Consider the following 10,964-nt stretch of genomic DNA (forward strand, 5'->3'; position numbering starts at 1 on the left):
TAACATGCTTGCCTGTCACGCAGGAGATCGCGGGTTCAAATCCCGTCCGGACCGTTTCTAGGCTTGATAGCTCAGTTGGTAGAGCACTTGATTGAAGCTCAAGGTGTCGGCGGTTCGATTCCGTCTCAAGCCATTGCTGGAGGGGTAGCGAAGTGGCTAAACGCGGCGGACTGTAAATCCGCTCCTTCGGGTTCGGCAGTTCGAATCTGCCCCCCTCCATTTTAATAGGGATTGCTAACCATTTTCCTTTTTAGGGACTTAGTTTAACGGTAGAACAACGGTCTCCAAAACCGTCAGTGTGGGTTCGATTCCTACAGTCCCTGTTAAAAGTATGATGGCGATTGTGGCGAAGTGGTTAACGCATCGGTTTGTGGATCCGACATTCGTGGGTTCGATTCCCATCAGTCGCCTATTTATATTTTATTATTGGGGTATAGCCAAGCGGTAAGGCATCGGACTTTGACTCCGTGATTCGTTGGTTCGAATCCAGCTACCCCAGTTTCATGGCGGTATAGCCAAGTGGTAAGGCACGGGTCTGCAAAACCTTGATCGCCGGTTCAAATCCGACTACCGCCTTATATCTATTACGGCGGTGTGGCGGAATTGGCAGACGCGCTGGACTCAAAATCCAGTGCCGGTTACACGGCGTGTCGGTTCGACCCCGACCACCGCTATTTATTTTAAACTCTTTCCTGGATAGGAAGGTTTTTTTATTGTTTTATTTTCATTGGTAAAGTATAATTTTCTTATAAATTCGAAAGGAGTGGTACAAGATGAATTTAGAATATAAAAATTTAGGTTCTAATCTAAAAACTCTTCAATGGTTTTTTGCTAGGGTTATTTGTTTTTACGTACCACCCTATCATTAGTCATTTTCTATATTTTTAAGGATCTAAGTTAATCTTAGATTCTTTTTTATTTTAATTATATTTTAAAAATTATAGAATTTATTTTGTCTTTCTAAATTCATCATATTTACGAAAACAGATAGCTTTATGTAGCATAAAAGGATAATTTAGATAGGAGACTAATTGATGATAAACAAAGATTATGGTATTAATTCTTACATTTCTAGATATAATTTAAATAATGATTTAAATATCTATCGCATCACAAGTCGTAATAATGCATTTCTAACGCTTCATAATAAAAAAGACGAATTAATTTCGGTTCGAGTAAATTTAAAAAATAGTGATTTTGTTGTAGGTGATTATGTTTTAGTTGAAAAGAATGCGGGAGAACATCAAATATCCACGTTTCTCAAAAGAGATAGCTTGATTACTAAAGCTCAAAGCACATCACAAAAAAGTTTGGCATATAATGCTAAAGAACAATTAATAGCTGCAAATGTTGACCAAATATTTATTCTTATTGCAGCTGATCAGAGGTTTTCTTTGGGAAAATTCGAACGCTATGTCTCTACCTTTTCTAATATGGCTAAGGATATTCAAATTATTATTTCAAAATCAGACTATCAAGTAGAAGCTTCAACTATTGAAAATACTATTTTAAAGGTTTATCCTAAAATGAAAATTAATCAATTATCAATTCATGATCCTTTATCGTATCAAAAAGTAATGAATCTTCTCAAAAAAGGTAAAACTTCTATTCTAATTGGATCATCAGGGGTAGGAAAGTCTACTTTAATAAACACTATTTTACAAAAAGAAGAACTGTCAACTCAAAACGTTAGAAATGATGGTAAAGGCAAGCATACAACCACCTCTTCCTCTATGTATTTCCTTAAAAAAACCTCTTCTTATATTATTGATACACCAGGCTTTAAAACTATTTCATCCCATAGAGATGCAGATGAAACGCTTCTTTTTCAAAGTATATATGACCTTTCGCTTAAATGTAAGTTTAATGATTGTTCGCACGTGAATGAGCCTGGATGTGCTATTCAACTAGCCATCAAAAAAGGGAATTTATCTAAAGAGTTGTACAATCGTTATTTAAAATATAAAGATAAAAAGAAACGGTATAAGGAATTGATCAGCCAAAAAAACAAAAAAAAGAAACCACATCATCGAATGAAAGTAATCACTAAGTCAGGAGTTCTTAACGACATTGATTAATCTCACCTAATCAATAGTTATAAGGTAGTTTATAGGGCAACGTTAAGGTATAATAGATAGGTCGATAATTTTATGTTATTTCAAAGAGGTGATCTGTTTGATTAGTACAGTAGAAAGTTATTTTGAAAAAGAAGATATTTTGGTTCCTAAGAAATATCTTCAAATTGATGAAGAGTATTTAAATAAACAAGTTGATCAAAAAGTGGAGGAACTAACCAATCTAAATTATCCAAATAATAAAAATTTGTCAGATGAAGTGATATTCAATCTAAATCTTCCGAATATCTATAGTTATCAAGACTTGAGAAGCTTTTTTTATAATGATTTGAAGCATCGTGTGGCTGAGTTCTTTTTTTATGATCAACTACTGCCTTACTTATTCACTTTTTTCGCTGAAACCAGTCAAACCATCATTAATCAAAGTGAGCTGTTGCTTTTTCAAAATGAGTATCTAAAAAGAGTAGAAACGATAGCTAAAGTAAAGAATATCTCTTTTTCTGATTATGTACAAATTCACCTTCGATTGGCTGGTAATCCTTATGAGCGAATTAAAGAGAGAGCTTTTGAGGAATTTGTTTTTAGGTTAATTGCCAATCAAAGATATGAGAAAAATGAGTATGCTAATTTACAAGATGAGTACGAAGCATTTATTTCCGACCGCTCATTATCTCTTAATGTTGATCCCTTTGATTTGAAAGAGGAATTAAGCCTATCTACTTTTGAACAAGATTACCCGACCATTTACTTTACTCAAGAACTGTTAGATTATTTTATACCTAAAATTATTAGTTAAGATTGGGTTCTTAAAATCCTATTGATATATTTACCAATAACATCAGGTGAAGGAGCGAACAAATTTGAATGATAGTTATCAAAAACAATTGCTTTCTTTTTTAATTACTGCGACTCTTTTTTCAACACTTTATTTCACTTTTGTTTCTTCCTCTAATCGTTATATTATTGAAAACTTTTTCAAAAAGCCGATTGATAGCAGCATTAACCTTGAGGAAGTAGATCTTAATTTAAGAAAAGATCCAATCTTACAAACCAACGCTAAATCTGAAAAAGTCTCACTCTCGTCTGAATTAAACGATCACTATATGCCAAGATTTTATAATCGACCTCAACTTATTAAGCCGACTTTAAAATCGTCTATTAATCGCAAACCAGTTGTTGAAGAAATTGGAGTGGCGGAACTTGTATGGAAAAGAGATGGATTGAAAAAGATACTTTATCAAGGTGGTTCGCCCTTCACCGGATGGTTTCAAGAAGATAAAACTAAAGGTTATTATCAAGATGGTTTAAAAGAAAATCTGAACAACAGTGAATTATTAGCTAAACAAGTTGAGGATCTTTTTGCTGTTAATAAATATCCTTTCTACATGACTCCTCATAAAAAAAGAGAGCATTTCACTCTGAAAACAATGGAGTACAGCATCCTTATTAAGTCTCCTGATTTAAAAATTTACTCAAATCCGCCTGGTTTAGCCAGTTCACGTTATTTACTAAATACTCAAGGAATGATAGACAGTCCAATGGAAGTAGGACAGGAACTCACTAATCAATATGGAACCTGGTTACATGTTTATTTTGGCTATGATGAGCTTGGTTGGATTAGAAAAGATTCTTCATATAATGATTACGTTTTAACCTATTATAGTGAAAGAGAGCTTTTAGATGAAATAGAAGCTATATTAGAGACTTATTTGGGATATATTAGTGCAACGGCAGGAGCTTCTTTTGTTAATAGTGAGCATCTTACCCAGGTTTCAGTAAATAACCAAATATTTTTCCCAGCCTCTACTCAAAAAATTTATGTTTTAGGTAAAATTTATGAGCTTTATAAAACTGGTGAGTTGTCACCCAATTCTATGGTTATTTTATCTGATGAAAACCGCGTCCCAGGTGCTGGAGTTATTCAAGGAGACCCTAGTGGGTCGCAATACACTGTGGATTACTTAGTAGATTTGATTCCTTTATATTCTGATAACACAGCTGCTAATATGTTAATTGAAGTAGCTGGCGAAGGTGAATGGATTACACCTTATGTCCATAAATTTGGTCTAAAAGATACCTTTGTCGATGGAAAATATTATCATGGATCAACCAACCGCAGATTTCAGACATCGCCTGGGGATGCTGCTATGTATTTCGCTTTAATGGCACGTAATGAACTGAATGGCGAACCTTGGGATGGTCAATTAATTCAAAAATTAATGACAAACCCATGGCGATATCTTTCTGCATTTATACCATACGTTACCACATGGAATAAAACAGGATTAGGATCGACAGAACAAAATGATGTCGCAGCTTTTCAAACGGATTATGGAACCTACACACTAGCTGTGTATACAGAAAATCCTTATAATTACGATGCTGTTCCAGATCAAATGGGAATATTATCTAAAGCTGTTTTTGATGTCTATGTTAGTAATCGTTCGCTCTTATGGCAAAAAGTAACAAATCCCCAAGCTTATTTAGAGGAAAAAGAGCAAGAAATGTTAAGGCAATCTACAGAAATGATGTTAGATGAAAACAATTATAATTAAAAAATAAAAGGGGCTGGGACAAAAGTCTTGAACAATTAAAGAAAGTCCGGTCAACGATCCATTTGTTAATCGGACTTTTTCTTTAACAATAAAAAAATAGAAAGCGTTTCCTGCTATAATAGTAGTAATCACAAAACCATTTAGGAGGGGCTTTCTATGTAGCAACAGTACACTATGAATCACACTTACTTGCCACTGGAAATGGATTGTTTATTCCCTGAAAATCATAGTGTTTAGGCGAATTCATGAGGTAGTCGAACAAATTCAATCTGAGATTCAGCAGCTCTTAAGTGAAGAAATTGAAACGCTTAACCGAGCGATTGAAACGCAAACTGTTGTCGGAGCGGATGAACGCAAAAAGAAGCGCTGTCGTCTCAAAAAGTATCACCAAAAAATTGCTGAGGATTTTATTCCTTGTAAAGAAAAACACACCACTTATCAAGCGACATCCAACGGTCGCAATAGCTTTTCTAAGACCGATGTCGAGTGAATATTTATGGCCAATAATCTACGTAAATACCCAAAGCAGCGAGCCTAGATTGGAAAGTCACTTTCCAATCTAGGCTCGCTGTAAATTTTAAGGGGGCTGAGAAGCCCTTTTGTCCCAGCCCCTTTTATTTTAGTAAGAATGCTTTCAGTTTAGCTGTTTTCGTAAGTTTCTAAGACGAGCTTGGCTGTATCGCTAGAAAGGGAATAATAAATTTTAGTTCCATCACGGTCCGCAGAGACAATTTTTGCTTCACGTAATTTACTAATGTGTTGAGAGACGGTAGATTGAGTTAATTCTAAATCTTGTTGAATTTTGCTGACATTCATAACACCGTTATTTTTTAATAGCAATGCGATTGAAAAACGAATAGGGTGTGATAAAAGTTTTAGTACATTAACATATCTAGCCATTTTTTTTGATTTCATTCCGTATGTTTGCATCTTTTCCCTCCATTTCTATCTATTTTTATGCCTAGTCAGATTGTATCACATATTTTACTTTTAAAGTAAGAATTTTTTGTGTTTTTTATATTACATTTAATTTTGCTTAAAATTTTTACTGATTATTAAATGGTGAAAATAGTAGATACTTATAATATTTTAGCTAGCAAGATAAGGATACCATTTTAAGTTGTAATAAGCAAAGGTTGTTTGAAAGTAGTGTATAAATGGTTTTTAGAATAGGTTTAAATTATAAAAATATGTAATTGTTTTATTTTTTAAACAATAAAGATCCTTCATATTAGTATGATAGTACTATTAAATAATCTTTAAACAATAAAATAAGCCAACGTATATGTTATTTTATTTATAACATAATTTTATAAAAGGCTTGAAGTGTATCTTGCTTGATTGATTGTAATATCACTGTAACCTATATTGCTATCTTTAATCGGTTTGCTTAATCATAGGTAACAAGTGCTAAAAAAACGTGCACTTATTAATAAACTTGTTTAAGATATCTTATATATATTAATTTTAATAATAATTCACCAACAAGGTGATCATGTTAAGGAGTATTTATGAAAAAATCAATAATAAGTTTAGTTATCTCGTCACTATTGTTGCAAGTCGTAACTGTTCAACCAACTATCTTAGCTCAGGACGATAATTATCAAGGAAGTCTTGCGATGGTTTGGAAGCAGAGAACAGTTAATGAGATACGTCGTGTAATCAATCTAATGACTGAAAAACAAGATGGTGTCTATGTGATTCAATGGGGCGACACTTTAAGTAGTATTTCTGGAGCAACTGGTATATCGGTCAATGATTTGGCTCAAATCAACCAAATAGCTAATCCAGATTTAATCATAGCTGGAGCAGAGTTGCGTTTTAACTCAGATTCTGGGACGATCTCATATAGTCAAGGAGATGAAGAAGTAACAGTTACAGCTTATGAGACTGAAAGCAGTTCAATTAATACAAAGGCTCAAACAGAAGAGAGTCTCTTAGTAATTGAGGCAGCTGAAGACTTTGAAGAAGTTCAAGAAGAATTACCTACTTTTGAGGAAGCTATGCCTAATGAAGTTGTCGAAACAACTCGGGAAATTAGTGAAGAAATTCTTCCAGTTGTTGAAATGACTACCACGAGCAATGAAGTTATCGAGGAACAGCTGACTACTGAAGACTTTGAAACAACAGCCACTACAATTAAGTCTACTGATTTTAATACTGATTTAATTGAAACTAGCGTTTCAGATATTACAACTAGCATTACTACCAGTATTGAAACGACTAGTTATGTTGAATCTACCTATGAAGAAATAACTTTTGAAACGAATGAAGAAAGAGTTGAAACAACGCTTGTAGATAATAGCAGTACGGACCCTTATGCAGCGTTTGAAAGAATAGTTGCTGAGAAAGGTGTTTCTGATGTTGAGCAAGGTTATTGGAAGGCTATTATTAATCGTGAGTCCGGGTGGAATACATTTGCTAAAAATATGTCTTCTGGAGCATATGGATTACCACAAGCTTTACCAGGTAATAAAATGGCTTCTCATGGTGAAGATTGGCAAAGCAACCCTTATACTCAATTGTCATGGATGTATGACTATATGGTAAGTCGTTACGGATCGATTTCTGGAGCTTGGTCACATTCTCAATCAAAAGGGTGGTATTAATAATTAAAGAGCTGAGATCATTAGATCTCAGCTCTTTAGGTGTTCAGAATGAAGTTAAAATATAGCTTATTTTGATAAAAAAGTTAAGTAGAACTTTAGGTCCAATATATGGTACGATAAAATCTTGATAGTGAAGATAAAAACTATTAAGAGAGGAAGAGTTGATGAGTCAAACAAAGATTGAATTCTTGGGTGGAATTGGCACAATTGGGGGAAATATTATTAGCCTTCAAAAAGATAATCATCAAGTGATTATGGATTTTGGAGCATTTGTAGGAGCCGATATTAAACAATTGCTAGATCGATCATTAACTGAACAATTCCTTCAAGATAACTTATTGCCTAAGGTAGAAGGATTTTATTCTCAAAGCCAGTTAAATTCAAATTCGTTAACTGCTTATGAGGTGAGCTCATCGAATACTGCCATTTGCTTGTCTCACTTGCACCTTGATCATCTAGGTTCCTTAGGACAAATAAACGAACAAATTCCTGTATACACATCAGAGAAGTCATTAAACTTTTATGAAAACTTAGTAAAAATTCCTTTTTACCTAAATATGATGTTAATTGGCAAAGTGTTCCTCATCAAACAAGTATTCATCATGGGCCATTTAAGATAACTTTTAAAGAGAGTGACCATGATACAGAAGGTGCGAGTGCTATTTTATTGCAACGAATGATTTGAAAATTGTTTATTCAGGAGACTTAAGACTAAATGGTTATAACCCTGAAAAAGTGCTCAAGTGGGTAGAAGGAGCCCATACTTTTGAACCAGACCTACTATTAATTGAAGGCACCTCTTTGTCTAATTTTGGAGATGACCTCGCACCTCACTTAGCTGTTGAGGGAAAAAATCATAATCTAGCTTGTTCAAATGAGCGGCAGTTTTTAAAAGAGAGTGACCACTTATTGGGTAAAAAACAAGCAGGCATCATAACCATTAATTTATATCCACAAAATATACAACGCTTGATAAGATTGAATGAAATAGCTAAAAATCATCAACGGAGATTTGTCGTAGATAAAGCGTATTACCAATTGCTTAAACAACATATATCAAGCAAAATCGATAATATTTTTTGTTTAGGTGAGGATGAAGAAGAAAGTAGTCTTTCGGTAAGTGCTGAAGAATTGAAGGCTTCGCCGAATGACTATTTATTATTAATTGATTATGAACGTCATCAAATTCTTTATCAATTACCAGCTGGAATATATTTACATTCAAACGGAGTTCCTTTAGGAGTCTTTATGGCTGGTTATGAGGAGTTTTTAACCAATATGGTTGAATACGGCCGTGATTTCTATCAGGCTGGGGTCTCAGGTCATGCCTCTCAAGCAGATTTATTGATGATTGGTTATACGATTCAATCAAAAGTTGTTATTCCATGGCATACATTTAAACCAAAGGCTTTTGGTCAAGAGTTAGAAACAAAAGGTCTAATTGTTTTCTATCCTCAGTATGGCCAAATATATACGATGGACAAGATATTGGAGGGGAACAATGCTTAAAATCCGCTTTTTAATAACGAGTGATACACATGGTCAATGGCACCATCATCCTGATCAGACTGAGTATTCCTTAAAGAACACTGCAGCTTTAATTGATCAATTAAAACAAGATTCGATTAAGACATTGCAATTTGATTTAGGCGATTTTATTCAAGGATCGCCTATGACGAGCTATACCAGTCAAGTGACAAAGAGTGCGGCTCCTTATGCTCGAATGATGAATGATTTGGACTATGATTATCAAATTGTTGGTAACCATGAATTTAATCACGGAATGGCCTATCAAGACACTGCATTAGACTTAATAAATGCACAAATATTATGTAGCAATATTGTGGATCGAAAAACCAAAAAGCCCTATAAGGGAAAAGCCTATGATGTCATCAACATTGAAGATTATAAAATCGGAATTATTGGTGTAACCACCCACTATATACCACACTGGGAGTTGCCAGAAAATTATGAAGGCTTAGAATTTTTAGATGCTTTTGAAACGGTTAAAGAGTATGCTCAATTTTTAAAACCTCAAGTGGATTTATTAGTTGTTGCTTATCATGGAGGTTTTGAAGCTGACCTATCTTCGGGAGAGGCCTTAGAGGCTCAAACTGGAGAAAATCAAGGATATAAGATGATCAGTGAGATTCCTGAAATAGATCTTTTATTAACGGGTCATCAACATCGTCAGATTTGTCAGCCCTTTAAGGATTCCTTTGTCATTCAACCAGGCTATGGTGGTGAAAAGGTGGGTGAAGTTATCGTGAGTTTAGATAAAAAAGCTTCCCCAGCAATTGAAGGGGCTTTACACTCTTTTACAACTAGCGCAGCAATTGAAAATATTCGTCCATTAGAACCTGAATATAGCCAGAGCCTTAACTGGCTTGATGAGGTCTTAGGGAATGCTCCCATGGAGATGCCCACTCGAAATCTTCATCAAGCAAGAGTGAAAGGCCATCCTTTTGCTGAGTTTTTAACGAGAACGATGTTGAATGAAACAGGGGCAGACTTCGCAGGTATATCCTTGCTCAACGATCACTTTGTAGATTTTCAAGGTGAAGTTAGGCGAGGAGAACTATTGAATATTTATCCTTATTATAATCAAATTGCTGTTAGCCAAGTAAGTGGTCAGGATATAATTGAAGCGATGGAGCATAATTTTGCTTATTTTACTTTTGATTCATCCGGTAAAATTTCTGTAAATCCTTCTTATATTTATCCTAAACCTAAGCATTACAATTATGACTTGTACACGGGTTTTTCTGTAGAGGTTGATTTGAATCAACCAATAGGTAAGCGTGTGGTCAAATTAATTAATGAAAAAACACAAAAAGTAATTGATAAGCAAAAATATTACCATTTAGCGCTCACTCAATATCGTGCTGTTGGGGGAGGCGATTATAATATGTTTACAAAAGCTAAAATTGTTAATATGATTGATAAAGATATGATTCAATTAATAGTTGAAGGTATGGATCAATTGACAGTTACGGAATGGAAAGATATAAATCATCATTATGAGCATATTCAATGGACAGCTTTTAATGAAGATTAAGTATTTTTTCAAAGTTGAAATTAGTCTAAAAAGCTTTTAATAAACAAAATACTTTTAGCTGATAATTTCAATAAACAAAAAAGAAATGCGGATTATGTTGGTGATGAATATTTTTCTTCTGATCATTTATCGTTTAAAAAAGATGGTTACATAGGGTTTTTAGATTATTATGTAATGGGTAAAGATTTTATGGAAAATGGCTTTTCACCTCATGCTGTAGCAATCCATATTATAGATTGTGATAAAAAAAGAACTTGAGGGTTCATCATTTTGTATCTGATACCAATCATAGCCCAACAGATCCAGCGAATAAATACCATGAAGCAGTTATTAAACCAAAAGAATAGTATAATAAGATAATGGAATTGGAAGGTAAGGAATATGTAAAAGAAAACATAGAAACTGAAGTATTTTAACATTTATTACAGATGCTGATGAAGGGAGCGACCCTGGCTTAGGAGTAATAAAAAAATTATCTATTGAACATCAGATAGAACTAATGAGCAAATTTTTAAGAAGCTAAATAAAAAGACAATCAGTTTAAATTTATAGTTTATTATATAATGAAAATAATTTGATGTTTATACTAAAAGAGTTAGAAAAACTAGGCTCTATGTCCAATAGGGTTGATGCTATCCAAGGAGATTAAGCCACTAACGGTTGCTTA

General features: G+C 33.9%; 10 protein-coding genes and 7 tRNA genes. 16 read left to right on the forward strand and 1 reads right to left on the reverse strand.

Features of this window, described 5'->3' with window-relative positions; genetic code table 11:
* Positions 1-60: 60 nt before the first annotated feature.
* The 11 genes from ACQV18_RS08905 to ACQV18_RS08955 all read left to right on the forward strand — a co-directional run bounded on the left by ACQV18_RS08905 (position 61) and on the right by ACQV18_RS08955 (position 5,120).
* A tRNA-Phe gene (locus ACQV18_RS08905) sits at positions 61-133 on the forward strand.
* 5 nt (positions 134-138) lie between these two features.
* Positions 139-219 (forward strand) — tRNA-Tyr (locus ACQV18_RS08910).
* Between the two features lie 33 nt (positions 220-252).
* Positions 253-323, forward strand: a tRNA-Trp gene (locus tag ACQV18_RS08915).
* Positions 324-337: 14 nt separating this feature from the next.
* A tRNA-His gene (locus tag ACQV18_RS08920) sits at positions 338-410 on the forward strand.
* A 17-nt stretch (positions 411-427) separates the two neighbouring features.
* A tRNA-Gln gene (locus ACQV18_RS08925) sits at positions 428-499 on the forward strand.
* Between the two features lie 6 nt (positions 500-505).
* Positions 506-576 (forward strand) — tRNA-Cys (locus ACQV18_RS08930).
* A 12-nt stretch (positions 577-588) separates the two neighbouring features.
* A tRNA-Leu gene (locus tag ACQV18_RS08935) sits at positions 589-674 on the forward strand.
* A gap of 360 nt (positions 675-1,034) precedes the next feature.
* Positions 1,035-2,078: a ribosome small subunit-dependent GTPase A gene (rsgA, locus tag ACQV18_RS08940; RefSeq protein ID WP_428876610.1), complete on the forward strand. Its 1,044-nt coding sequence runs from the start codon at positions 1,035-1,037 to the stop codon at positions 2,076-2,078.
* Between the two features lie 97 nt (positions 2,079-2,175).
* Positions 2,176-2,871, forward strand: a complete 696-nt coding sequence (locus tag ACQV18_RS08945; RefSeq protein ID WP_428874560.1) for a hypothetical protein — start codon at positions 2,176-2,178, stop codon at positions 2,869-2,871.
* A 64-nt stretch (positions 2,872-2,935) separates the two neighbouring features.
* Positions 2,936-4,630, forward strand: a complete 1,695-nt coding sequence (locus ACQV18_RS08950) for a serine hydrolase (RefSeq protein WP_428874559.1) — start codon at positions 2,936-2,938, stop codon at positions 4,628-4,630.
* Positions 4,631-4,859: 229 nt separating this feature from the next.
* Positions 4,860-5,120 carry a hypothetical protein gene (locus ACQV18_RS08955; RefSeq protein WP_428874558.1) on the forward strand — a complete coding sequence of 87 codons (261 nt, stop codon included), beginning with the start codon at positions 4,860-4,862 and terminating at the stop codon, positions 5,118-5,120.
* A 149-nt stretch (positions 5,121-5,269) separates the two neighbouring features.
* On the opposite strand, the gene ACQV18_RS08960 is transcribed toward ACQV18_RS08955, so the two are convergent.
* Positions 5,270-5,560: an ArsR/SmtB family transcription factor gene (locus ACQV18_RS08960; RefSeq protein WP_428874557.1), complete on the reverse strand. Its 291-nt coding sequence runs from the start codon at positions 5,558-5,560 to the stop codon at positions 5,270-5,272.
* Positions 5,561-6,141: 581 nt separating this feature from the next.
* Between ACQV18_RS08960 and ACQV18_RS08965 the strand changes: the two genes are divergently transcribed.
* From ACQV18_RS08965 to ACQV18_RS08985, 5 genes are all read left to right on the forward strand, one after another.
* Complete coding sequence (locus ACQV18_RS08965) at positions 6,142-7,239, forward strand: LysM peptidoglycan-binding domain-containing protein (protein WP_428874556.1); 1,098 nt, start codon at positions 6,142-6,144, stop codon at positions 7,237-7,239.
* A 164-nt stretch (positions 7,240-7,403) separates the two neighbouring features.
* On the forward strand, positions 7,404-7,859 hold the full coding sequence (locus tag ACQV18_RS08970; RefSeq protein ID WP_428874592.1) for a hypothetical protein: 456 nt from the start codon (positions 7,404-7,406) through the stop codon (positions 7,857-7,859).
* 61 nt (positions 7,860-7,920) lie between these two features.
* A complete protein-coding gene (locus ACQV18_RS08975; RefSeq protein WP_428892972.1) occupies positions 7,921-8,748 on the forward strand; it encodes a hypothetical protein in 828 nt (275 codons plus the stop codon).
* Positions 8,741-10,297: a bifunctional metallophosphatase/5'-nucleotidase gene (locus tag ACQV18_RS08980; RefSeq protein ID WP_428874594.1), complete on the forward strand. Its 1,557-nt coding sequence runs from the start codon at positions 8,741-8,743 to the stop codon at positions 10,295-10,297. Before ACQV18_RS08975 ends, ACQV18_RS08980 begins: the two co-directional genes overlap by 8 nt.
* Positions 10,298-10,345: 48 nt before the next feature.
* Complete coding sequence (locus tag ACQV18_RS08985; RefSeq protein ID WP_428874595.1) at positions 10,346-10,555, forward strand: sce7725 family protein; 210 nt, start codon at positions 10,346-10,348, stop codon at positions 10,553-10,555.
* Positions 10,556-10,964: the final 409 nt, after the last annotated feature.

It is taken from the genome of Facklamia sp. P9177 (assembly GCF_050409585.1).
In the GTDB taxonomy this organism is placed as follows: Bacteria; Bacillota; Bacilli; order Lactobacillales; family Aerococcaceae; genus Facklamia.